Source organism: Pseudonocardia sp. (genome assembly GCF_050246655.1).
In the GTDB taxonomy this organism is placed as follows: Bacteria; Actinomycetota; Actinomycetes; order Mycobacteriales; family Pseudonocardiaceae; genus Pseudonocardia.
Map to the genome: position 1 here is coordinate 110,950 of NZ_JBFWVQ010000001.1, position 22,866 is coordinate 133,815.

At 74.6% G+C, this 22,866-nt stretch carries 22 protein-coding genes and 1 tRNA gene; 13 read left to right on the top strand and 10 right to left on the bottom strand.

Annotation, left to right across the window (positions count from 1 at the left end):
- The first annotated feature begins 17 nt into the window (after positions 1-17).
- Positions 18-533 carry a hypothetical protein gene (locus tag AB7J25_RS00525; RefSeq protein WP_428503768.1) on the top strand — a complete coding sequence of 172 codons (516 nt, stop codon included), beginning with the start codon at positions 18-20 and terminating at the stop codon, positions 531-533.
- 64 nt (positions 534-597) lie between these two features.
- Here AB7J25_RS00525 and AB7J25_RS00530 read toward each other — a convergent pair whose 3' ends face one another.
- The 4 genes from AB7J25_RS00530 to wzm form a co-directional block, all read right to left on the bottom strand.
- A complete protein-coding gene (locus AB7J25_RS00530; protein ID WP_428503770.1) occupies positions 598-1,809 on the bottom strand; it encodes a hypothetical protein in 1,212 nt (403 codons plus the stop codon).
- A 116-nt stretch (positions 1,810-1,925) separates the two neighbouring features.
- On the bottom strand, positions 1,926-2,852 hold the full coding sequence (gene glfT1 / locus AB7J25_RS00535; RefSeq protein WP_428503772.1) for a galactofuranosyltransferase GlfT1: 927 nt from the start codon (positions 2,850-2,852) through the stop codon (positions 1,926-1,928).
- Positions 2,853-2,973: 121 nt separating this feature from the next.
- Complete coding sequence (gene wzt / locus AB7J25_RS00540) at positions 2,974-3,753, bottom strand: galactan export ABC transporter ATP-binding subunit Wzt/RfbE (RefSeq protein WP_428503774.1); 780 nt, start codon at positions 3,751-3,753, stop codon at positions 2,974-2,976.
- A complete protein-coding gene (gene wzm, locus AB7J25_RS00545; protein WP_428503884.1) occupies positions 3,750-4,586 on the bottom strand; it encodes a galactan export ABC transporter permease subunit Wzm/RfbD in 837 nt (278 codons plus the stop codon). The genes wzt and wzm overlap by 4 nt, the downstream gene beginning before the upstream one ends.
- 204 nt (positions 4,587-4,790) lie before the next feature.
- On the opposite strand from wzm, the gene AB7J25_RS00550 reads away from it, so the two are divergent.
- Positions 4,791-7,124 carry a UvrD-helicase domain-containing protein gene (locus AB7J25_RS00550; protein WP_428503776.1) on the top strand — a complete coding sequence of 778 codons (2,334 nt, stop codon included), beginning with the start codon at positions 4,791-4,793 and terminating at the stop codon, positions 7,122-7,124.
- Positions 7,125-7,164: 40 nt separating this feature from the next.
- On the opposite strand, the gene AB7J25_RS00555 is transcribed toward AB7J25_RS00550, so the two are convergent.
- Entirely contained in the window at positions 7,165-7,725 is a 561-nt protein-coding gene (locus AB7J25_RS00555) for a bacterial proteasome activator family protein (protein ID WP_428503778.1), read from the bottom strand.
- Between the two features lie 80 nt (positions 7,726-7,805).
- Between AB7J25_RS00555 and AB7J25_RS00560 the strand changes: the two genes are divergently transcribed.
- Positions 7,806-9,002 carry an aminotransferase class V-fold PLP-dependent enzyme gene (locus tag AB7J25_RS00560; protein ID WP_428503780.1) on the top strand — a complete coding sequence of 399 codons (1,197 nt, stop codon included), beginning with the start codon at positions 7,806-7,808 and terminating at the stop codon, positions 9,000-9,002.
- Here the strand turns inward: AB7J25_RS00560 and AB7J25_RS00565 are convergent.
- Positions 8,995-9,978 carry an NAD(P)H-quinone oxidoreductase gene (locus tag AB7J25_RS00565; protein ID WP_428503782.1) on the bottom strand — a complete coding sequence of 328 codons (984 nt, stop codon included), beginning with the start codon at positions 9,976-9,978 and terminating at the stop codon, positions 8,995-8,997. The two genes, AB7J25_RS00560 and AB7J25_RS00565, sit on opposite strands and share 8 nt — an antisense overlap.
- A 53-nt stretch (positions 9,979-10,031) precedes the next feature.
- On the opposite strand from AB7J25_RS00565, the gene AB7J25_RS00570 reads away from it, so the two are divergent.
- Complete coding sequence (locus tag AB7J25_RS00570; protein WP_428503784.1) at positions 10,032-10,676, top strand: GNAT family N-acetyltransferase; 645 nt, start codon at positions 10,032-10,034, stop codon at positions 10,674-10,676.
- A gap of 18 nt (positions 10,677-10,694) precedes the next feature.
- On the opposite strand, the gene ypfJ is transcribed toward AB7J25_RS00570, so the two are convergent.
- Entirely contained in the window at positions 10,695-11,660 is a 966-nt protein-coding gene (ypfJ, locus tag AB7J25_RS00575) for a KPN_02809 family neutral zinc metallopeptidase (RefSeq protein ID WP_428503786.1), read from the bottom strand.
- Between the two features lie 85 nt (positions 11,661-11,745).
- On the opposite strand from ypfJ, the gene AB7J25_RS00580 reads away from it, so the two are divergent.
- From AB7J25_RS00580 to AB7J25_RS00590, 3 genes are all read left to right on the top strand, one after another.
- Positions 11,746-12,411, top strand: a complete 666-nt coding sequence (locus AB7J25_RS00580) for a GOLPH3/VPS74 family protein (RefSeq protein ID WP_428503788.1) — start codon at positions 11,746-11,748, stop codon at positions 12,409-12,411.
- Positions 12,412-12,718: 307 nt separating this feature from the next.
- Positions 12,719-12,806 (top strand) — tRNA-Ser (locus AB7J25_RS00585).
- A gap of 150 nt (positions 12,807-12,956) precedes the next feature.
- Entirely contained in the window at positions 12,957-13,589 is a 633-nt protein-coding gene (locus AB7J25_RS00590) for a dihydrofolate reductase family protein (protein WP_428503790.1), read from the top strand.
- A 30-nt stretch (positions 13,590-13,619) separates the two neighbouring features.
- Here the strand turns inward: AB7J25_RS00590 and AB7J25_RS00595 are convergent, their stop codons facing one another.
- Positions 13,620-14,156 (bottom strand): NADPH-dependent FMN reductase, encoded by a 537-nt coding sequence (locus AB7J25_RS00595; RefSeq protein ID WP_428503792.1) that lies wholly within the window; start codon positions 14,154-14,156, stop codon positions 13,620-13,622.
- 269 nt (positions 14,157-14,425) lie between these two features.
- Between AB7J25_RS00595 and AB7J25_RS00600 the strand changes: the two genes are divergently transcribed.
- Together AB7J25_RS00600 and AB7J25_RS00605 are read left to right on the top strand one after the other, a co-directional pair.
- On the top strand, positions 14,426-14,701 hold the full coding sequence (locus AB7J25_RS00600; protein ID WP_428503794.1) for a DUF4242 domain-containing protein: 276 nt from the start codon (positions 14,426-14,428) through the stop codon (positions 14,699-14,701).
- A 53-nt stretch (positions 14,702-14,754) separates the two neighbouring features.
- Positions 14,755-15,264: a DUF5698 domain-containing protein gene (locus AB7J25_RS00605; protein WP_428503796.1), complete on the top strand. Its 510-nt coding sequence runs from the start codon at positions 14,755-14,757 to the stop codon at positions 15,262-15,264.
- Positions 15,265-15,268: 4 nt separating this feature from the next.
- On the opposite strand, the gene AB7J25_RS00610 is transcribed toward AB7J25_RS00605, so the two are convergent.
- Together AB7J25_RS00610 and AB7J25_RS00615 are read right to left on the bottom strand one after the other, a co-directional pair.
- Positions 15,269-17,761, bottom strand: coding sequence for an ATP-binding protein (locus AB7J25_RS00610; protein ID WP_428503798.1), 2,493 nt, complete (start codon positions 17,759-17,761; stop codon positions 15,269-15,271).
- Positions 17,762-17,781: 20 nt separating this feature from the next.
- The gene (locus AB7J25_RS00615) at positions 17,782-18,405 is read right to left on the bottom strand and encodes a maleylpyruvate isomerase family mycothiol-dependent enzyme (RefSeq protein ID WP_428503800.1); all 624 of its coding nucleotides are present in this window, start codon (positions 18,403-18,405) and stop codon (positions 17,782-17,784) included.
- Between the two features lie 285 nt (positions 18,406-18,690).
- On the opposite strand from AB7J25_RS00615, the gene AB7J25_RS00620 reads away from it, so the two are divergent.
- Genes AB7J25_RS00620 through AB7J25_RS00635 form a run of 4 tightly spaced genes read left to right on the top strand, consistent with a single transcriptional unit; the run spans position 18,691 to position 22,746 of the window.
- Positions 18,691-19,383, top strand: a complete 693-nt coding sequence (locus AB7J25_RS00620; protein ID WP_428503802.1) for a hypothetical protein — start codon at positions 18,691-18,693, stop codon at positions 19,381-19,383.
- A 41-nt stretch (positions 19,384-19,424) separates the two neighbouring features.
- Positions 19,425-21,356, top strand: coding sequence for a sensor histidine kinase (locus AB7J25_RS00625; protein ID WP_428503804.1), 1,932 nt, complete (start codon positions 19,425-19,427; stop codon positions 21,354-21,356).
- Positions 21,353-21,985: a response regulator gene (locus tag AB7J25_RS00630; RefSeq protein ID WP_428503806.1), complete on the top strand. Its 633-nt coding sequence runs from the start codon at positions 21,353-21,355 to the stop codon at positions 21,983-21,985. Before AB7J25_RS00625 ends, AB7J25_RS00630 begins: the two co-directional genes overlap by 4 nt.
- Positions 21,982-22,746 (top strand): crotonase/enoyl-CoA hydratase family protein, encoded by a 765-nt coding sequence (locus AB7J25_RS00635; protein ID WP_428503808.1) that lies wholly within the window; start codon positions 21,982-21,984, stop codon positions 22,744-22,746. Before AB7J25_RS00630 ends, AB7J25_RS00635 begins: the two co-directional genes overlap by 4 nt.
- The last annotated feature ends 120 nt before the right edge of the window (positions 22,747-22,866 follow it).

Here is a 22,866-nt window from a genome sequence, read left to right on the forward strand (position 1 = left end):
CTCACTACGATGCCCGCGTGAACCGGTCGATCTGGCGCACTGCCGCCGTCGCCGCGTGCCTCGTCCTCGCGGCGGTACCGTCCTGTGCGTCCGCGGGAGCCACCCAGCCGCCGCCCGCCGCCCCGGCAGGCGCCGCCGCGGATGCGGCGGGCGAGGTCGATCGCTGGGCCCGGGAGCGGTTCCCGCAGCTCTACGCCGGTGTGGCGACCGAGGACGCCCGCGTGCTCGTCTACCGCAAGCCCTCGGCCGAGTTCGACGCGGCCCTGCGCGAACTGCGGCTGCCCGCGCCGACGGTGCCGCTGGACGCGCCGTACTCCGCGCCCGAGCTGGAGGCGCTCGCCTCACGGGTGGTCGCGGACATCCCGTACTGGCGCGAGCAGGGCATCGACGTGATGTCCGTCGGGGCCCGGTACGACGGCACCGCCGTCGACGTCGGCACACCGCAGCCCGAGCGGCTGGCCCCGCTGCTGCCGGGCCGCTACGGAACCACGCCCCCCGCGCAGGCCGAGGCGATCGGGCCGATCACGAACTGAGACGCCTCACCGGGACACGGGACGGGCCGCACCCCGGCGGGGTGCGGCCCGTTCGGCGTCCGGCTCAGCCCGTGACGATCTTCCCGCCGTAGGCCGCGAGCGAGCGCGTCACGTCGACGTAGTAGAAGCGCCATGCGCACTGGCGACCGCCCGCGGCGCCCGTCGGCACGCCGGTGCAGGGGCTGGCCGTGGACAGGTCGATCGCGGTGTGGGTGCCCTTCGCGATCACCTTCGTGTTGTCCGAGGCGACCGCGAACGACGGGCCGCCGCTGTCGCCGTTGCCGATGGCCGCGGTGCGGTCGGTCTTCTCGGCCCGGACGGTCTCGTAGATGAGGTAGCCGACGTTGATCGTCTGGTTCACGGCGACGACCCGCGAGCCGCAGCGGGTGCCGGAGTAGGCCCCGGAGCTGCAGATGACGTCCCCGACGAAGCTGCGCGACGCGCCCGTCACGGCGTTGGTGTACTCGTTGACCGGCGAGCCGTCCGGCGCAACGCTGCCGTTGTACACCCGGCCCCGCGAGCTCGTGTTGATGTAGAGCCGGTCCTTGGAGTTGCTGTCACCGGCGACCTTGCCCATCGTCTGGCCGCCGCCGTCGCGGGCGGTGTCGCCGTTGTCGGCGCAGTGGCCCGCCGACAGCATCCTCTTCGATCCGTTGATCGAGATGGCGAAACCGCTGCTGCAGCCGTTCCAGCGCGCGCCTCCGGTGTAGGGCGAGGAGTCGTCCTTGCGGGAGGCCAGGACGGGCTCCGCCTGGTCCGTGGTGACCGGGAACGGCGAGAGGATCACTCCGAGGTGGCCGGGCAGCACCGACACGAGCAGCCCGCTGCCGTCCACCTTCGGTGCGACGGCGCTGACGCCGTCCTCCTCGACGATGCGGTTGGCCTCCGCCATCAGCTCGCTCTCGGAGTAGCGGGCCGGTGCGACGTTCACGGTGTCGCCGTCCGTCCGCGCCAGCTCGACGGCCTCGGTGAGGCCTGTGGGCGCGTCGCCCTTCCAGTAGACGGTGAGCGCGCGCCGCTCGGCCGAGACCTCGATGCCGCTGAACCCGTCGCCGCCGACGTCCGCGATCCGCTCCGCCTTGGCATCCAGGCGCTCCTGCACCCGCATGAACTCGTCCCAGGAGGCGTGACCGCCGGGCACGTCGCCCGCCCCGACGTCGCCGGACAAGACCGGCCTGGACTCCTTGCCGGGCTCCTTGGCAGAGGCGAGGCCCTGGCCCGCCACCACCATGCCGACGGCGAGCACCGCCGCGACCATCACGTTCCGCTTCCGCACCAGCTGGCTCCCGGGTCCTCCGGCCGCACGGTGGCGGCGATCGAGCAGGCACCCTGGGATTGAGCGGAGAGGTGATCAAGATACGGGCACGGCCCCAGGTTCCCCCCTGAGGGTGATCAGGCGCGGCGGAAGCGCTCGCGGCGACCGTCGCGCATGTGGCGCAGCCACTCGCGGAACCCGGCCGGATCGCGCCGCGTGACCAGGAAGAACCAGGCGAACCGCGGCAGCTCCAGCAGCCCGACCCGGCGCATTCCCGGCTGGGAGACGACGTAGCCGCGGTTGCGGTAGGTGTAGTGGCGCTTCACGGGGTCGTCGGGGTGGCGGGCGTGCAGGCGTCCGCGCAGCATCGGCTTGTCCTCGGCGTGCGCGGCCGGGTGCAGGTAGGCCGCGTGCAGCGCGGTGCCGAAGGGCAGCCCGGAGCGCACCATCCGCCGGTGCATCTCCACCTCGTCCCCGCGCACGAACAGGCGCAGGTCCGGCACGCCGATCGCCTCCAGCGTCTCCGCCCGGAAGAGGGCGCCGTTGAAGAACGCGGCGATCCCGGGCAGGAACCCGGCGTCCACCGACGGTTCCGCGGCCAGCCCGGCCCGTGTGCGGTGCCACCGCAAGCCCCGGCGCACGGAGAAGGAGAGCCGGTCCGGATCGCCGGCGTCCACGACGACCGGGGAGACCTCCGCGAGCCCGCGGCGCTCGGCGAGCGCACGCAGCGTGGCGAGCACCGTGTCGTCCGCGGCGCGGCCGTCGTCGTCGGCGAGCCAGACCCAGTCCGCACCGAGGGCGAGGGCGTGCAGGATCCCGAGGGCGAACCCGCCGGCGCCACCGAGGTTGCGCCACGACGGCAGCCAGATCGCCGGGAGCCCGCACGCCTCGACGACCTCCCGGGCCGGGCGGTCCGGGCCGTTGTCGACGACGACGAGGTGCGCGATCGGGTGGGTCTGCTTCGCGAGCGCGGCGAGGGAGTCCACCAGCTGCCCGGTGCGGTGGCGGGTGACGACCACCGCGACGACGGAGCCCGGCGGCAGCGGGCCGGCCGCCGGGTTCACCCCCACCCCCCGGGCGAGCGAACGGCACGTACGGGAAGACCTAGCTCCAGTACGTGCCGTTCGCGCGGGAAGGGCGGGGTGCTGCTCCCGGGACGCCGCCGGCGCGCACCGCCGGGCGCGCTCACCGGCCCATCTCGGCCAGCACGTCGCGGCCCTTGTAGTGGTGCAGCACCTCGCGCAGGGGCCCGTGCTCGCGGACGACGCCGTGGTCCATCCAGATCGCGGTGTCGCACAGGTCGGCGAGGAACTCGTCGGAGTGCGAGGCGAAGACCAGGATCCCGGAACGCTCCACCAGCTCGTTCAGGCGCCTGCGGGCCTTGGCGAGGAACTCCGCGTCCACCGCCCCGATACCCTCGTCCAGCAGGAGGATCTCCGGATCGATGCTGGTGACGACGCCGAGCGCGAGCCGCACCCGCATGCCGGTGGAGTAGGTGCGCAGCGGCATCTGCAGGTAGTCGCCGAGCTCGGTGAACTCGGCGATGTCGTCGACGCGGGTCTCCATCTCCTTGCGGGTCATCCCGAGGAACAGACCCCGGATGAGGATGTTGTCCAGGCCGCTGATCTCGGGGTCCATGCCGACGGCGAGATCGAACACCGGCGCGACCTTCCCGACGACGTGCGCGCGTCCGCGGGTGGGCTCGTAGATGCCCGACATCAGCCGCAGCAGCGTCGATTTGCCGGCACCGTTGTGGCCGACGAGCGCCACCCGGTCGCCCTTGCGCAGGGAGATCGTGACGTCGCGCAGCGCCTCGATGATCGGCACCTTGCTGCCGGTGCCGATGCGGCCGCCCGCCTTGCCGAGGACGGCCTTCTTCAGCGAGCGGTTCTTCGCGTCGAAGATCGGGAAGTCGACGGCGGCGTCGACGATGTCGATGCTCGGGGGCGGGGTCGCGCTGCTCATACCCAGTACGCCACCCGCGAGCGGTAGTTGCGCAGCGCCATCATGGCCGCCACCCAGCCGGTCACGGTGATGACGCCCACGATCCACCAGTGCCGCCACACGATGTCCTGGCCAAGGAGCGGCTGGCGAATGATCTCCACGAAGTGCATGACCGGGTTGAGCTCGGCCAGCCGGGCGCGCCCCGCGACGTTGTCCTGCAGCGTGTCGTAGGACCAGACGATCGGCGTCATGAAGAACAGCAGCTGCGTGATGCTGGCGATGATGGGTGGGATGTCGCGGAAGCGGGTGGCGATGATGCCGGTGAGGATCGAGATCCACGCTCCGTTGAGCACGAGGATCGCGAACGCGGGCACCGCGAGCAGCAGCGTCCAGTCCAGGGGCTGCGGGAAGATCACCATGAGCAGGGCCCAGATGACCAGGTTGTGCAGGAAGAACAGCGTCTGTCGCCAGACGAGCCGGTAGATGTGCAGCGAGAGGGGCGCGGGGAGGAACCGGATGAGGCCCTCGTTGGCGATGAACACCTCGCTGCCCTCGAGGATGCATCCCGAGACGAAGTTCCAGATCAGCAGGCCCGTGGCGACATAGGGGAGGAACGTCTGGATCGGCTCGCCGAAGAGGACGCCGTACAGGATGCCCATCGCGGTGGCGATGACGCCCATGCTGATGGAGATCCACAGCGGCCCCAGCACCGAACGCCGGTAGCGCTGCTTGATGTCCTGCCACCCGAGGTAGCCCCAGAGCGAGCGCTGCGCCCAACCTTGCCGGAGGTCGCCGAACGCACGTGCCCAGCTGCGCGAACCGGGTGCGCCCGCCAGGGCGTCGTGCGGCTGCACGGCGTCCTCTCCGGTCGCCTCGGGTGCTGACGTGGACACGCGGCGAGGGTACTCGCGGCACCGTCCCGGCCGGTTGCCGCCCGCCTCGGGAGCGCGCCGCGGAGGTGGCCGGCACTGCCGTCCGACCCTTCCAGCCCGATGCCCACCTGGCCGATTCACCGGCAACGAATTGCCCAGCGATACGCGCGAAAGCTATTCTGACGAGTGCGCTCTGAAAATGAATACGGAATTCCGCAATTCCAGGATAACACGGGCGGCGAGGGTGGCGACAGGCCCCCCGTCGAGCGCGAGCTCGCGGCCGAGCGGTCGAGGGAGACGGCGCGGATCCGCCGGCTGCACGCGCTGCTCGCCACCGAGCTCGCGGCCGCCACGGCCCGGGCACGGGGCGCGCTGGCGGCGCCGACGGCCGGGCAGTTCAGCGGCCGCTGGGAACGGGACGTGTCCGTGCACCGCTGGTCGGAACGGGCGAACGCGCTGGCGGCCGCCCGCTCCGGGCTCTGCTTCGGCAGGCTCGACCACGCCGCCGACGACGCTGGCGGCTCGACCACCTACGTCGGCCGCATCGGGCTCACCGATCCCGCGAGCTCCGAGAGCACGCTCACCGACTGGCGCGCGCCCGCCGCCCGGCCGTTCTACTGCGCGACGTTGGCCACCCCGCTCGGCGTGACCAGGCGGCGCCATTTCGAGATCGCCGGAACCGCACCGGACGAACGCGTCGCCGCATTCCACGACGACGTGCTGGACCGGGACACCGATTCCGGATCCGCCGCCGATCCGGCGTTGCTCGCGGCGTTGCGGGCCCCGCGCGGATCGACGATGCGCGACATCGTCGCGACGATCCAGGCCGAGCAGGACGCGATCATCCGGCTGCCGCTGTCCGGCGCGACCGTGATCGAGGGCGGCCCGGGGACCGGGAAGACCGCCGTGGCGCTGCACCGCGTCGCGTATCTGCTCTACACCCACCGCGAGCGGCTCGCGCGCAGCGGCGTGCTCGTCGTCGGGCCCAGCGCCGGGTTCATCCGCTACGTCGGCGGCGTGCTGCCCGCGCTGGGCGAGTCGGCGGTCGTGTTCACCACCCCCGGCCGGCTCGCCCACGGCGTCGTCGCGACCGCCGTCGACCCGGACGACGTGGCCAGCACCAAGGGCGACCTGGCGATGCTGGAGGTGCTGCGCCGCGCCGTCGCCGACCGCCAGGAGCTGCCCGGCTCACCGATCGTGATCGAGCTGGACGACGTCACCGTCGAGATCGACCGGGCGACGGCGGCCGACGCCCGCAGCCGCGCCCGGGCCGCCGGGCTGGCGCACAACACCGCCAGGGCGACGTTCCGTGACGCGCTCGGCAGCCTGCTCGTCACGCAGGGCCTCGAGCGGCTCGGCCGGGACCTGGAGGACCCGCCCGAGCTCGCCGGCATCCTGCGCGAGCTGGGCGACCTGCCGGAGATCGAGCCGATGGGCGCGGCGGAGGTGTCGGCGGAGCTGCGCCGCGACCTGCGCGACGAGCTGCGCGCGAACCTGGACTTCCACGCGGCCGTCGAGCGCCTCTGGCCGGTGCTGACGCCGCAGCGGTGCCTGACCGAGCTCTACGCCTCGCCGCAGCGGCTGGCCTCCGCGGGCGCCGGACCCGGCCTGCACCGGCCCACGGGCGGGGCGTGGACCGTGGCGGACGCGCCGCTGCTCGACGAGCTGGCCGAGCTGCTCGGCCCCCCGCCCGGCACGCCCGGCCGCGAGCCGGGGGCCGCCGACGAGCGGGCCTACGCCGCGGAGGTCCTGGCCATCCTCGAGGACGGCGAGCGCCAGGTCGCCGGGGAGGATCCCGACGAGCTGCGCCCGACCGACTTCGTCACCGCGGACGTCCTCGCCGCCCGGCAGGTGTCCGGGCACCTCGCGAGCGTCGCCGAGCGGGCCGCCGCCGACCGGGAGTGGCGTTACGGGCACCTCGTCGTCGACGAGGCACAGGAGCTCTCGGCCATGGACTGGCACGTCCTGCTGCGCCGCTGCCCGTCCCGATCGGTCACCGCCGTCGGCGACCTCGCGCAGCGCAGCGCCGCCGCCGGGGCGCGGGAGTGGGCGGACGTGCTCGGCCCCCAGCTCGGCGACCGGTGGACCTACCGGACGCTCACCGTGAACTACCGGACCCCCGCCGAGATCATGGCGCCCGCCGCCGCGCTGCTGGCCGAGTTCGCGCCGGACCGGCAGGCGCCCGACTCGGTGCGGACGACCGGGGAGGATCCGTGGGAGCGCACCGTGCCGGTGGCGCAGATCGCCGCCGGGCTGCGCGCTGCCGTCGAGGCCGAGCTGGCGGAGCAGGCGCACCGGGGCCGCGGGACGCTGGCGGTGATCGCTGCCGACCCCGGCGACCTGGCCGGGCTCGCGGGGCTCCCCGCGCAGCGGCACACGCCGGTGTCGGCGAAGGGCCTCGAGTTCGACGCGGTCGTGATCGTCGACCCGGAGCGGATCCGGGCGCACAACCCCGCCGACCTCTACGTCTCGATGACCCGCGCCACCCAGCGGCTCGGGCTGCTGCACGTCGAGCGGTGAGGCGTCACGACCACGCGGACGGCGGTGCCCGGCTCGGCACCTACAGGTACTGGCCCGTGCCGCGGCCGGTGTGCGGCTCGCTGCTCGGCATCCCCGGGATCGACACCCCCGGCGGCAGCCCGCGGCGCATCTGCTCGAGCTGCGCCCGCGCGGCCATCTGCTGGGCGAACAGCGCCGTCTGGATCCCGTGGAACAGGCCCTCCAGCCAGCCCACGAGCTGCGCCTGTGCGATCCGCAGCTCGCTCTCGGACGGAATGCTGTCGTCGGTGAACGGCAGGCTGAGACGGTGCAGCTCCTCGCGCAGGTCCGGCGCGAGGCCCTGCTCCAGCTCCTTGATCGAGTTCTCGTGGATCTCCCGGAGGCGGTTGCGCGACGCCTCGTCCAGCGGCGCGGCCCGCACCTCCTCCAGCAGCTGCTTGATCATCGTGCCGATCCGCATCACCTTGGCGGGCTGCTCCACCATGCCGGCGACACCACCGTCCGGATCGGCGTCGGCCTCCGCACCCCCCTGGGGGACGCTCGCCACGCCGACGGGCCGGCCGTCCGGGCCGATGACCATGACCTGCTGCTCGCCGTTCTCGGAATCGGTTGGCTGGCTCATGGACCCATCATGGCGCGCACAACCGACCGTCCGCCGAGGGGGCGGCAGGAGCGATCGGGCTCATCGCTACCGTGTTCCGCGTGTCGCTTGACGTCGGCCGCGTCCGCGGACTCGTCCCCGCGCTCGGTGACGGCTGGGTGCGCTTCGACGCGACGGCCGGCATGCAGGTCCCCGAACAGGTCGTGTCGGCCGTCACGGCCGCGCTGCGCGCTCCCTGCGCCGCACCGGGCGGGGTGTTCCCCGCCTCGCGGCGGGCGGCCGAGATCGACGAGGAGGCCCGCGCCGCCGTCGCGGACGTCGTGGGGGCTGATCCCGCGGGCGTCGTCCTCGGGCCGCACCCGGCCGTCCTGCTCGGCACGCTCGCGGACGCGCTGAGCGAGGGCTGGCAGCTGGGGGACGAGGTCGTCGTGTCGCGGCTGGACGAGGCCGCCTACGTCGCACCCTGGCTCGCCGCCGCCCGTCGCCGCGGCACGGCCGTGCGCTGGGCGGAGATCGAGATCGAGACGTGCGAGCTGCCCACGTGGCAGTTCGCCGAGCTGCTGGACGCGCCGGTCCGGGTGGTCGCGCTGACCGCGGCGTCCGCGCAGGTCGGCACCCGGCCCGAGGTGGCGCCGATCGCGGAGCAGGCCCGGGAGCGCGGCGCGTTCGTCGTCGTGGACCTCACCTCGGCCGCCCCGTTCGCCCCGCAGGACATCGCGGCGCTCGGCGCGGACGTCGTGGTGCTCGACGCCGGGGCGTGGGGCGGGCCGCCGGTGGGCGCGCTGGTGTTCGTGGATCCGTCGCTGCTCGACGAGCTGTCGCGGTCCTCGCCGGACCCGTCCGCGCGCGGAGCCCACCGCCTGGAGTGGGGGCCGCTGCCGACGGCGCAGCTCGCCGGGCTGGTCGCGTCGGTGGAGCACCTCGCGGGCCTGGACGAGACGGCGGGCGGCACCCGCCGCGAACGGGTGCTCGCGTCGATGGCGGCGTTGGAGGACTACCACTCCCGGCTGGTGAGCGACCTCCTGGACGGCCTGTGGGCCACTCCCGTCTCCGTGATCGGCCGGCCGGCGCGGCGCGTGCCGCTGCTGTCGGTCACCCACGAGGCAGTCAAACCCACGGACGCCGTCGAGCACCTCGCCGAGCGCGGGATCTGCACCTTCGCCGACCCGGGCGAGCAGGGCGTGCTCGGCCATCTCGGCAGCGCCGAGATCGGCGGGGCGATCCGCATCGGGTTCGCCCACTACACGAGCCCCGCCGAGGTCTCGCTGCTCGTGGATGCGCTGCTGTCGCTCAGCTGACGAGCAGGATCTTCCCCACCACCCCGCCTGCCTCCAGCTGCCGGTGCGCCGCCTCCGCCTCCGCCATCGCGACGGTGCCGTGCACGATCGGGCGCACCCGGCCGTCCCCGATCATCGGCCACACGTGCTCCCGCACCTGCGCGACGATCGCCCCCTTGCCGTTCGGCCCGTCGAGCGGCCGCCCCCGAAGGCTCGTGGCGATGACGCTGCCCCGCTTGCGCAGCAGCGTGTTGATGTCCAGTTCCCCCCTCGTCCCGCCCTGCAGTCCGATGATGATCAGCCGGCCGTCGGGGGCAAGGGCGTCGACGTTGGCCGCGAGCCCCTTGGCGCCCATGTTGTCCAGGATGACGTCGGCGCCGTGGCCGTCGGTGGCCTTCTTCAGCTCGGCCGGGATGTCGTCGTGGTAGTCGATGACGATGTCCGCGCCCAGTTCGCGGCAGCGGGCGAGCCGGTCCGCAGCGCCAGCGGTGGCCGCCACCCGCGCCCCGAGGGCCTTCGCCACCTGGATGGCGTGCGTGCCGATGCCGCTGCTACCACCCTGCACGAGGAACGTCTCCCCCGCCCGAAGGTGCCCGGTCATCACGATGTTGGACCAGACCGTGCACGCCACCTCGGGCACACCGGCGGCGGTCACGGGATCGACCCCCTCCGGGATGGGCAGCAGCTGCGCGGCCGGCACCGCGACCTTCTGCGCGTACCCGCCCCCGGCGAGCAGCGCGCAGACCTCGTCCCCCACCGACCAGCCGGTGACGTCCTCGCCGATCTCGGCGACCCGGCCCGAGCACTCCAGCCCGATGATCTCCGATGCCCCCGGCGGGGGCGGGTAGTAGCCCTGACGCTGCATGAGATCGGCCCGGTTCACCGCGCCCGCAAGGATGTCCAGCACCACCTCGCCGGGCCCGGCGACCGGGTCCGGCACCTCCGCCCACCGCAGCACCTCGGGTCCGCCCGGCTCCGTCACCGTGATCGCGTACATGCCCGGGACGGTATTGCCTCGAAGGCTGTGCCGCGATCCGGCACCCTTCGGAAATGAGCCATCCCGAGCCGTGGCCGCTGCGTCACCTCGTCCTGCGGACCCCGCGCCTGGAGCTTCGGCCCGACGACGACGCGGGCCTGCTGGAACTCGTGGCCGTCGCCCACGCCGGCGTGCACCCGCCGGAGGAGATGCCGTTCCTCGTGCCGTGGACGGACGCCGACCCGCGGTACATGGGCCGCGGCACCCTCCAGCACTTCTGGCAGCAACGCTCGGCGTTCACCCCCGAGGACTGGAACGTGCACTTCCTGGTCCGCCACGAGGGCCGGGTGATCGGCGTGCAGTCGCTGCAAGCCCGTGAGTTCGGCGTCGTCCGCGAGGTCGCGACCGGCTCGTGGCTCGGCCTGGCCCACCAGGGCCACGGCCTCGGCACCGAGATGCGCGCCGCCGCGCTCATGCTCGCCTTCGACGATCTCGGCGCGGTGTGCGCGCGGTCGGGGGCGTTCGCCGACAACGCCGCGTCGCTCCGGGTGTCGGCGAAGCTCGGCTACACCCGCGACGGCTCGGTCACGCATGTGCGCCGCGGCGAGCCGGTCGAGGAGGTGCGGCTTCGGCTCGCTGCCGCGGCGTTCGTCCGGCCGCCGTGGACCCTGCAGGTCGACGGCCTGGCGGGCTGCCTGGGGCTGCTCGGGGCGGGATGAGGCCCGGCTCGGACCGGCTCAGCCGAGATCGACACCTCGGGCGAACGTGTCGCACCGCGCCGGTTCGCCCGTGGTGAACCCGGTGGTGAACCACTTCTCCCGCTGTGCGGAGCTGCCGTGGCTGAACTGCGACTCGTCGACGCGCCCGCCGCCGAGGTGGGACTGGATGTAGTCATCGCCGATCCGGGCCGCCGTGTCCAGGGCCGCGTCCACGTCCGCCTGCGTGATCTCGGTGATCAGCGGGCGCCCCGACGGGCCGGGCGTCTGGGTGGCGTTGCGGCCCCACACGCCCGCGTAGCAGTCGGCCTGCAGCTCCAGCCGTACCGACCCGGACGTCGGCCCGGTCTCGTTGCCACGCACCCGGCTGGACGTACCGAGCAGGTTCTGCACGTGGTGGCCGTACTCGTGAGCCAGCACGTACGAGCGGGCGAACGGGCCGCCCTCGGCGCCGAACCGGCTCTCCAGCTCGGAGTAGAAGGTGAGGTCGATGTAGACCTCCTGGTCCGCGGGGCAGTAGAACGGCCCCACGTCCGACGTCGCGCCGCCGCACCCGTTGGTGCGCACGCTGCCGCGGAAGAAGTTCGTGCGCGGCGGCCGATAGGTCACCCCGGCCCTGGCGAAGGTGTCCGACCAGTACGCGTCCAGCGAGTTGATGACCGCGACGGCCTCGCAGTCCAGCGACCTGGCCGCGTCCGCGCCCGTCCGGCAGTTCGCGGCGAGCTCGCTCGTGTCGGCGGCCTGGCCCTCCTCGACCCCGCCCAGACCGCTGCCGTCCAGGCCGGGCGGCAGCGCGCCGGTGCCGCCGCCCAGCTGGCTCACGATGAAGAAGAGGATCAGCGCGACGATGCTGATGCCGCCGCCGCCCACCGCGACGCGGCCACCGAGCCCGCCGCCGCGACCGCCCCCGCCGCGACCGCCGCCCCCGCCGCGGCGCAGGTCGTCGATCTGCGACGTGTCCAGCCGCGAACTCTCGTCGAACCGCATGGACCCTCCCCGCGCGCGCCCCGGCGTCGCAGATCCCACCACATCACGGCTGCGACGGTCGACCGGGCCGCGTACGGTCGAGGAGGTGTTGATCGCCGAGGACCTGCTGCTCCTGCTGACCGACGACACCACCGGCGCGCTCTCGAAGTCCGGTTCCGAGACCGACACCGCGCTCGCGGGCGCGTTGCTCGTCGAGCTCGCGATCCTCGGCCGCGTCGACGTCACCGGCTCCGGGCGCCTCACCGTCCACGACCCCGCGCCGACGGGCGACGCCCTGCTCGACGCCGCCCTCGCCCGACTGCGCGAGCGGGAGGGTGCCAAGCCGAAGAACGTGCTCGGGAAGCTCGCGAAGGGCCTGCGGGGCGAGCTCTACGACCAGCTGGCCGGGCGCGGCGTCCTGCGCGCCGAACGCCGGCGCGTCGTGGGCGTGTGGCCGGTCCGGCGGTGGCCCGCCGCGGACGGGGCGCACGAGGCCACCGTGCGCGCCGACCTGCGCAGCGTGCTGCTGGAGGGCCGCGACCCGGACGAGCGCACCGGCGCGCTGGTCGCCCTGCTGCACGCGATCCGCGCCGTCCGGGTCGGGGTGGACGCACGCCAGCACGGCGCGTCGCGGCGCGACGTCGCCCGGCGGGCCAAGGAGGTCGCCGAGGGCAGCTGGGGTTCCGCGGCCGTCCGCAAGGCCGTGGACGAGATGACCGCCGCCGTCACGGTGGCCGTCGTCGCGGCGGGCGTCGCGGGCGGGTCGGGCTGACCGGGCCCCCCGCGAGTTCCGCATTCCGAGGCCGCGAGTTGCGCCTTCCGCAGCCGCGAGTTGCGCCTTCCGCAGCCGCGAGTTGCGGGTTCCGTCGGCGCTCCATCCGCTTCGCAGAGGTCCGACCCGCCTCGCAGGTGCCGCAGCGTCTGCGACGCAAGTCGGGGGTCTGCGAAGGCGGGCGACGAGGTCTGCGAGGCGGGTCCGAGGTCTGCGAAGCCGTCACCACGGGGCCCGAGCCGGACCGCCGGGAAGCGGGACGCCATCCTCGCCCGGTGCGGCGGAGCGGACGTGCGACGATTCCGGCGGAAGCGTGGCAGAGCGGCCGAATGCACCCGCCTTGAAAGCGGGAGTACCGAGAGGTACCGGGGGTTCGAATCCCTCCGCTTCCGCCAGCCTGACCAGCTCCGACGGCATTCCGCTCCCGTGACCCGCCCGGTCACCGATTCGACGCGGCCCGAGTCGATGAGTTTCCGTCCCGCCACCGGTCACCACCGGCACAGCGAGGGAACCGACCACCCGTGATCACCGAAGGAGCAACGACCATGTCGCTGGCCCGCGTGCACAACTTCGCCATCTCGCTCGACGGCTACGGCACCGGCGAGGGTCAGAGCCGCGACGCGCATTTCGGTCACGCCGGGGACAGGTTGCATCAATGGATGTTCGCCACGAGCTGGTGGCAGCCCGGGGGTAGCGGCGGTGTCGACGACGTCTTCGTCCGGCAGCACGATCCGGGAATCGGCGCCGAGATCATGGGCGCCGGGAAGTGGGGCCACCCCGGATGGCACGAGGACCCGGAGTGGAAGGGCGCGTGGGGTCCCAACCCGCCGTTCCACACGCCGGTATTCGTCCTCACCCACCACGTCCGCCCGTCGATCGAGATGGAGGGCGGCACGACCTTCCACTTCATCGACGCCTCGCCCGCCGAGGCGCTCGAGACGGCCCGCAAGGCCGCCGACGGTCGAGACGTGCGCATCGGCGGCGGACCCACCGTCATCCGCGAGTTCCTGGCTGCCGGGCTGATCGACCACATGCACACGGTGATCGTCCCCATCCTGCTCGGCCGAGGCGTCCGCCTCTGGGACGGGCTGGAGGACCTGCACGAGAACTACCAGGTCGAGGCCACCTCCTCGCCCAGCGGAGTCACTCACCTGACGTTCACCCGTGCGGGCACCTGAACCGCCCGGACACGTGGCCCGGCGCGCACGTCACGCGTCTGAGCGGGACGACCCCTCCGCGAGCGCGGCCAGCTGCGCCGCCAGCGCCGCCCGCACCCGCTCGTCGGCCACGAGGCCGTCCGGGCCAACCGTCGCACGGTCGACCGGGATCCGCCGGCAGGCTCCCTCCACGATCACGGCGCCGACGTAGCCCAGGACGGCCGCGAGGGTCGCCTCGGCGCCGGTGCCGCGGCCGGGAGCGGCGACGTTCGTCCAGGCCACTGGCTTGCCGTAGAGCTCGCCGGTGCCGACGAGCCAGTCGAGGACGTTCTTGAGGCTGCCGGGCAGCGTCCCGGCGTACTCGGGCGTGCAGAGCAGGACGGCGTCCGCCGCGGTGATCGCGTGGCGCAGCTCCTGCAGGGCCGGCCCGCCGCCGTCGGTGTCGGGCACGAACGCCGGGACGTCGGTGAGCCGCAGCCACAGTGTGACGTCGACGCCCTCGGGGGCGAGCGACGCGGCGGTGCGCAGGGCGGCGGTGTTCGTGGAGCGCTCCCGCGTGCTGCCGGAGACGAGGAGCAGGCGGGGCATCGGACCTCCCGAAGTCAACTGGACGGGGCGGGCCGCGATCACCCGATCCCGACCGAGCGGCGGGTTCACCACCGCCGGTGCCCACTGTGCCCCCCGGACCGCGCCCCCACCGCAGAGATACGCACTGCCTACCGGCCCGCCGAGTGGGCGGGCGCCTGATATGGGGTGGGTAGGCACCCGGTACCGGCACTTCCACCGACGCGCCGGCGCGCTCAGCGCTCCTAGCGTTCTCCCTGGTCGAAGCGACCACCAGAGAACAGGAGAAGACGATGACCACCTTCGTGATCGAGCGGAACATCCCCGGCGCCTCGGCGCTGACGCCTGCGGAGCTCAAGGAGATCGCCATCGCGTCCAACGCCGTGGTGGAGGGACTGGGCGTGGCCTACACGTGGCACCACACCTACGTCGCGGGCGACAAGCTCTACTGCGTCCACGAGACCGACGACGCGGAGACGGTGCGCGAGCACGCGCGGCGCGGCGGGTTCCCCGCGGACCTCGTGGTGGAGGTCGCCGCCACGTTCGGCCCCGAGACCGCCGACAGCTGAGCCGCTGCCGGCGGCGCCACCCGGCGCCGCCGGCCCGCAGGGAGGGACACGTCATGATCGACGTCCTGCGTCCCGCGCTGATCGCGGTGCTGGTCCTCACCGAGGTCGGCCTGTGGCAGTGGCGGGTCCTCATCGCCAACCGCGGCAACCGCGGCGGAGCCGTTGCGCTCGGCGCGGTCGGTGCCGTCCTGCAGATCACGGCGATCAGCCAGGTCGTCATGAACGTGGACGACCCGCTCAGCATCGCCGCCTACGCCACCGGCGTCGGCGCGGGGGTGCTGCTGGGGCTGGTCGCAGGCGACCGGCTCACCCCGGGCCGCCTCAAGGTCACCGTCCTCACGGACGACCCCGCGCTCGCGACGGAGCTGTGGTCGCGCGGCTGGGCCGTGACGGCGCAGACCGCGCTCGGGGAGGACGGGCCGGTGGCCGTGCTGACCGTCACGATCGGCCACCGCGACGAGACCCGCCTGCACGGTGACGTCGCGCGGCTCGCGCCGGACGCGGCCTGGAGCGCCGAGGAGGTCCGGCGCCCGCCCGGACGCCCCGTGCCGGTGCCGGTCTGACGGCTCACACCCCCAGCCGTCGGGCCAGCGCCGCCGCCTCCCCGCGGGAGCGGACCTGGAGCTTCGCGAGGATCGCGGACACGTGGTGGTCCGCGGTGCGCGGCGAGATCACCAGGTGGGCGGCGATCTCGGAGTTGCTCATCCCCTCGACGAGGAGGGCCAGCACGTCCAGCTGACGGTCCGTGAGCCCGCCCGGGTTCGCCCGAGTGGCCGACGAGCGGCCCCGCGGGACCGCGGCGACGCCCAGCTCCCGCAGCCGGGCCCGGACGATCCTCGCGACGGGCTGTGCCGAGAGCTCGTCGAGCAGGGCGAACGCGCCGAGCAGGGCCTCGGTGGAGCCCTCGTCCCACAGCTGCAGCGCACGCTCGTACGGTCCGGGATCCGGGACCGGCACCACGCCCCCGGGGACCTCGATCCGCTGCACGCCCGCCGACCCGAGCCGGTGCGCCCATCGGCGCAGGCCGGGATCGGCGAGGCCGGTGAGGCGAGGGTCGTGCAGCCGCGGGTCGGGGCGGCGGAGGATCCACGCCTGCTCCGCGAGGACGGCGGCGACGGTGCCGTACTTGACCGGGTTGTCCAGGCGCTGCGCGAGCCGCCACAGCTCGTCCACGTGGGCGTTCTCCTCCGGGGCCTCGCGACGGGCGGCGAGCAGGCCGAGGACGAGATGCGGCCACAGCCTGCCCAGCGGGAACTCCCCGGCCGCCAGCACGGCGCGGGCGTCCCGCTCGGCCTCGTCCCAGCGGTCCTGCAGCAGCCGCAGCCGGGCCCGGACGCCGAGCTGCCACATGCTGCAGATGGGCGTGTCGCGCTCCTCGCTGATCCGCAGCGCGTCCGCGACGACGTCCTCGGCGGCGGCCAGCCGACCCTGCTCGACGTCCATGTGGCAGAGGTTGCTCATCGGGGTGGTGGCGAGGTCGTCGTCGCGGTGGCGCAGGCCGAGGTCGCGGATCGCGAGCAGCTCGGCCCGCCCGCCGAGATCACCGTCGAGGAGCCGGGCGACCGCGAGCCCGATGGACGCGAAGCCGCGCAGCACCGGATCGCCGCCCAGCTCGTCCGCGATCGCGAGGGCCCGCGACCCGGTACCGCGGGCCTCGGCGAGGTCGCCGCGCTGCGCGGCGAGGAAGGCGTGGTTGGCGAGCGCGAGCCCGAGGGCGCGGGGATCGTCTCCGCCGGAGAGGATCCCGAGCGCGGCCTCGTCGTGCTGCTCGGCCTCGGCCCGGTCCGCGGCGTACCAGGCGAACCCGGAGATCGCGGTGTGCGCGGCGCCGACGGCGGCAGTGTCAGCCAGCTCGGCGCGCAGGGCGAGCGCCCGCGTGCGGGCGTCGACGGCGTCGTCGAGCCGGTCGGTGAGGTAGAGCTCCCGGGAGAGCAGCTCCAGCAGCGTCGCCTGGACGTCCGGCGCCTCGACGTGGCGCAGGGCCAGCTCGTGGAAGGCGACGGCCTCGCGGTGCGCGCCGGAGCGCGACGCCTCCGCACCGGCCGCGGGGGCGTAGCGCAGGATGCGCGCCACGTCCGGCACCGCCGCGGCGTGGTGGGCGAGAACGCTCACATCCCCGCCGACGGCCTCCAGCGCGTCGATCATGCGCAGGTGCAGGACCGTCTCGGAGCCTGGCGGGATGGCCTCCTGCACGGCGGATCGGGCGATCTCGTGCCGGAACGTCACGCCGCGCCCGGCGCGCTCGAGCAGACCCGTGGCGGCGAGGGCCTCCACCGTCGCGGCCGGGACGTCGAGTGCCGCCAGGAGCTCGCCGGCGACCCCCTCGGGGGCGCAGGACAGCAGTTCCAGGGCCCGCCGCGCTTCCGGCGGGAGCGGCGCGACGCGGCCCAGGACGGCGTCGCGCACGCTCTCGGGAAGCGATGATCCGGGCTGCTCGGCGATCTGGCTGACGAAGAACGGGTTGCCCGACGTGCGGCGGTGGACGTCCGCGGGGTCGAGACCGTGGCCGTCGAGGAGCCGGGCCACCGCGGCGCGGCTGAGCGGCGCGAGCTGCAGGCGGCGCGCGTCCGTGGCCGAGACGAGGTCGCCGAGGACGGCACCGAGCGGGCCGTTCGCGTCCACCGCGTCCCGGTAGGACACCACGAGCAGCAGCGGCAGGGACGTGATGCGCCGCGCCAGGAAGCGGACGAGGTCGAGCGTCGCCCCGTCGCCCCAGTGCAGGTCCTCGACGACCAGGACGCGGGGACGGGCCCGCAGCGCCTCCAGGGCGATCGTGAAGATCTCGTGCTGAGCGGCCGCGCCGGCGAGCGCGGCCGTCACGTCGGGGCCGAGCGCGGCGGCGACGTCGCGCAGCGGGCCGAGGGGGCGGGGCGTGCTCAACGAGTCGCACATCCCCCACAGCACCGGGACGGGCGCCGTGTCGGCGAACGCGCGCAGCAGCACGGTCTTGCCGATGCCGGCCTCGCCGGCCACGAGGACGACGGACCCGCGGCCCGCCGCCGCCCGCCTCGCCCGATCGGCGAGAACCTCGGACGGGTGCTCGCGCTCCAGGAGCCGCACGTGCAGATCGTAAGCCGGTTCTACAGCCGCGCGGCCAGCCTTTCCAGGCCGGGACCGGTCAGCTCCGTCAGCGCGACGGAGCGACCGCACGTCACCAGCAGCAGCGCCATCGCCGGCCCCTCGACGACCGGGCCCTCGCCGATCGCGTGGTCGGCGTCCCTGGCCCGCAGCGTGACGCCCGCGACGCGCTGCTTCCCGCCGCCCCACTTCTCGTCGGTGCGGACCTGCAGCGCGAGCGTCCGCAGCACGTACCGCGTCGGGTAGCTGCCGCGCAGCCCGAGCGGGCGGCGGATGTCCTCGCCGTGCACGAACGCCTCGTTGAGGCGGGTCTCCAGCGGCGCGGGCGGGGTCGCCGTCCACTCCTGGACGGCGCGGAACGCGGCGAGCGTGTCGGCGGGCGAGGCGCGGCGCTGCGCGGCGACGCCGTCCGCGTTCTGCCGGTGGAAGTCGAAGCGGGCCCTGGCGAGCCCGAGGACGAACCGCACCCGGGTCGCCCGGGCGGTGTCGACGAGATGGGCGAGCACGTCGTGGACGTCCCAGCCCTCGCACAGCGACGGTGTCGCCCACTGCTCCGGGGTGAGCCGTGCCAGGTCGTCGATCAGGGCGGCACGTTCGGCGTGGACGATCGGCCAGATGTCGTTCATCGGGGCCTCCTCGGGGTCTCGCCGAGTGTGACCGCCGCGGACCCGCCGGACTCATCGCACCACGGCTGAGTTCCCCGGGGGTTTGCCGTCGAGAACGACGTTGTGCAGCCGAAACGGCCTTGTTGATCAGTACAACGTCGTTCTCGACGGGTGGGCGGGCGACCACCGCCGTGTCCCGGGAAGTCGGGACACACGCCCGATGCGGCCGGGACACCGGGCGGGAGACGGTCACGGGGCGAACGGGGGGCCGGCACGGCGGACCCGGCCGGACCACAGGGGAACACCATGACCACCAGCCCGGACGTCGAGACCACGTCCCGCCTCCGCCCGCGGACCGCCCGCCGCGCCCCGAGGGGGTGGGCTGCGGCGGGCATCGCGGCGGGCGCGCTCGGCGTCGTCGGAATCCAGGCGTCGGCATCGATCGGCGTCGCCTACGACCCGGCGACCGCGGGCCACGCCGACGCCATCGCCCGCGGGCTCGGCGGCTTCGTGCCGAACCTGCTGACGATGCACACCGCCGTCATGCTCGTGACGGTGCTGCTCGTGCCGTTCGCGGCGGGCCTGCACCGGCGGCTCGCGGCGGACCTGCCGCCCGGGAGCCTGCACGCCCCCGTCGCGGCGATCGGGCTGCTGCTGGTGAGCGTGGCGAGCATGCTGGGCGCGGGCCTGGACACCGAGTTCCTGTTCGCCTCGGCGATGCCCGACCAGGTCGTCGCGGAGTCGGTGGCCTTCTTCACCCACTGGATCGCGACCATCCCGTGGCTGTGGGTCGGCGCGGGCCTGTCCGGGGTGGCGGTCGCGGTCGCGTCCCTGCACCACGGCGCGACGGCCCGCTGGATCGGCTGGGTCAGCGCGGTGTTCGGAGTCGTGACGCTGCTGGTCGGGATCTCGCCGCTGCAGTACCTCGCGGGGTTCACCGGCCCGGTGTGGGTGCTGGTCGTCGCGATCGGGTTCGCCCTCGAGAAGCGCACTGCGTGACCGCGTTGGCGCCGGTCGGGTCGGTCGCTACGGTCGCGGGGATGCCCGAGACCGCACGACCGGCCCGCCGCGGCGCCGCCGCGACCGTCGCCGTCACGTCGTGGGCCCTGGTGCTCGTGGCGGTGGCGGCGCTCGCGCTCGCACGCCCCCCGGTCACGGCGGAGCTGCTGTTCTTCGTCGTCGACGTCACCGTCGCCGGCGTGTACGGCACGGTGGCCGCCCTGATCCTCGCGCGGCGGCGCCATCCCGTGCCGTGGATCCTGGGCGTCGCCGCGATCGGCGGTGGCGTGGCCGCGGTCTCCTACGCCTACACCGCGCTCCTCGCGCGACGCCCGGGGCTCCCGCAGTGGGAGTGGCTCGTGGCGTTGCAGGGCATCGCGTGGGTGCCGGGGACGATCGCGCTGATCGTCGTGGTGCCCTGGCTGGTGCGCGACCACCCGCTGGGCCGGGCCGCGATCGGCGTCACGGCGGGCGCCGCAGTGGCGCTGGGCTTCACCGCCGTGCGGATCGCCGGCCGCGACGACCTGACCGGGCCGATGTCGGCCGCCGTGGTCGTCGTCGGGCTCGCCGCGGCGGCGGACGCCGCGTGGCGCTGGCGGCGCGGTCCCGTGGCCGAGCGGGTCGGGCTGGGCTGGCTGGCGATCGGCACCGCGGTGATGGCGCTGTCGTTCCTGCCGCTCGTGTTCCCCGACAGCACGCTGCTGCCCTGGTGGTCGACGCCGACGCTGCACCTCGCGGCGCAGGCGGTGTTCCCCGCGGCCGTGCTGGTGGCCGTGCTGCGGCAGCGGATGTGGGGCCTCGACCTGGCGGTCAGCCGGGTCGTCCTGGGTGGCCTCCTGGCCCTCGTGCTGGGGCTCGTCTACGTGACGGTCGCGGTGGCGGTCGCGTCCCTCGTCCCCGGCTCCGGGATCGCGCAGGTGCTGGCGGCGGCCGCGGTCGTCGTGGCCCTGCAGCCGTCGCGGCTGTGGCTCGGGCGGCGGGTGCACCGGCTCGTGCACGGCGACGCCGCCGACCCGGAACGGGCCGTGCGCAGGCTGGGCCGTCACCTCGGCGGCGCCCGCACCGCGGACGAGCTGCTCGGCGGGCTCGTGGAGAACGTGGCGGCGGCGCTGCGGCTGGAGTCGGCGACGTTGCTGGTCGGCGGGCAGACCGCCGCCACCTGGGGCACGCCGACCGGCGACCCCGTCGCCGTCGCGCTGCACCATCGCGGATCCGAGCTGGGGACGCTGCAGGTGACGCTGCCGCCCGGCGAGGCATTCGGGTCCCGGGACCGCCGCGCCCTCGACGAGCTCGCCGCCGTCGTCGCGGCCGGCGTGGCGCTCGCGCAGGCCTCCGACGACCTCGCCGCGGCCCGCGACCGCCTCACCTCGGTCCGGATGCAGGAACGCCGCACGATCCGCCGCGAGCTCCACGACGGCCTCGGCCCGTCGCTCGCCGGGATCCGGCTCGGCCTGCAGGGCGCGCGCAACCTCCTGCACACCGACCCAGCCGCCGCGGACCAGCTGCTCGGCGCCCTCGCGGGCGAGCTCGACGGTCGCGTCGACGCCGTCCGCACCCTCTCGCACAGCCTGCTGCCCCCGGCCCTGGACGAGCTGGGGCTCGCTCCCGCCCTGGAGGAGCTGGTCGCCCGCCGCCGCGAGACCGGCCTCGCCGTCGACCTGCACACATCGGGCCTTGCGGGGCTCCCACCGCAGGTCGCGGAGGCCGCCTACGGGATCGTCGTCGAGGCCGTGACGAACGTCGTCCGGCACAGCGGCGCCGAGGCGTGCCGCGTGGACGTCGTCGCGGACGACGAGCACCTCACCCTCACCGTGGACGACGACGGCGTCGGCCTCGCCCCGGATGCCACCGCCGGCGTCGGCACGCGGTCCATGCGCGAGCGGGCCGAGGAGCAGGGTGGCACCCTGTTCGTCCTCGGCCGCGAACCCCGCGGTACGCGCGTACGGGCGTCGCTGCCGCTGGGGGTGTCGTGACGGTACGAGTGGCGGTGGTCGACGACCACCCGGTGTTCCGCCTCGGCATGGTGGCGCTGCTCGGCAGCCTCGACGGGATCAGCGTCGTCGCGCAGGCCGCGTCGGCCACCGAGGCGGCCGCGCTGGGAGCCGACGTCGACGTCGTGCTGATGGACCTCAACCTGGGCGACGGCTCGGGCGTCGAGGTCACCCGCGACCTCGTGCGCCGCCGCCCCGACCTGCGCGTCCTCGTGGTCACGATGCACGCCGACGACGAGTCCGTGGTCGCCTCCCTTCGCGCGGGCGCCCGCGGCTACCTGCTCAAGGGGGCCACCCCCGAGGAGGTCGAGCGGGCCGTCCGGGCGGTCGCGAACGGCGAGGTCATCCTGGGCCCTGACGTCGCGGCCACCGCCGTGTCGTACGTCGCGGGCAGGCGCACCGCCCGCGCCGTACCGTTCCCGCAGCTGACCGACCGCGAACGCGAGGTGCTCGACCTCGTCGCCCGCGGCTACGACAACGCCACCATCTCCCGGCGCCTCGTGCTGAGCCCCAAGACGGTGCGCAACCACGTCACGAACGTCGTCGCGAAGCTGGGGGTGCCGGACCGCTCCGCCGCGATCGTCCGGGCCCGGGAGGAGGGGTTGGGGTGAGCGTGCGCGTATCGCGGTCCGGACCGGTCACGACGGTGACGCTGGACCGCCCCGAGGCCCGCAACGCCGTGGACGGACCGACCGCCGAGGCACTCGCGGAGGCGTTCCGGGCGTTCGACGCGGACCCGTCCGCCGCCGTGGCGGTGCTGCACGGGGCGGGCGGGGTGTTCTGCGCCGGGGCCGATCTCCGGGCGTTCGGGACCGACCGCATGAACCGGGTGTCGCCCGACGGCGACGGCCCGATGGGGCCCACGCGGCTGCGCCTGGGCAAGCCGGTGATCGCCGCCGTCGAGGGGTACGCCGTCGCGGGCGGGCTGGAGCTCGCCCTCTGGTGCGATCTGCGCGTCGCCGACGCCACCGCCGTGTTCGGCGTGTTCTGCCGGCGCTGGGGCGTCCCGCTCATCGACGGGGGCACGGTCCGGCTGCCGCGGCTGATCGGCCAGTCCCGCGCGCTCGACCTGATCCTCACGGGACGGCCCGTCGACGCCGGGGAGGCCGAGCGGATCGGCCTGGTCAACCGGCTCGTCCCGGCCGGGACGGCGCTCACGGTCGCCCAGGACCTGGCGGGCGAGCTGGCCGCCCTGCCGCAGACCTGCCTGCGCCGGGACCGGGCGTCGGTGCTCGACCAGTGGGGGCTCGACGAGGTCGCCGCGCTGGCGTCGGAGTTCGCGCACGGGCAGGTGAGCCTCGCCGACGGCGCCACCGAAGGAGCGGCCCGGTTCGCGGCGGGCGCGGGGCGGGGTGGGGCGCCGGCCTCCTGACCGGCCTCCGCCGTTGCCGCCCCCCGGGGCCCACCCCCGGTCCGCTCGCACACACCGCCGGTCCGTCGCCCCCCAGTCCGCTCACACACACCGCCGGCTGCTCGCACACACCGTCGGCGG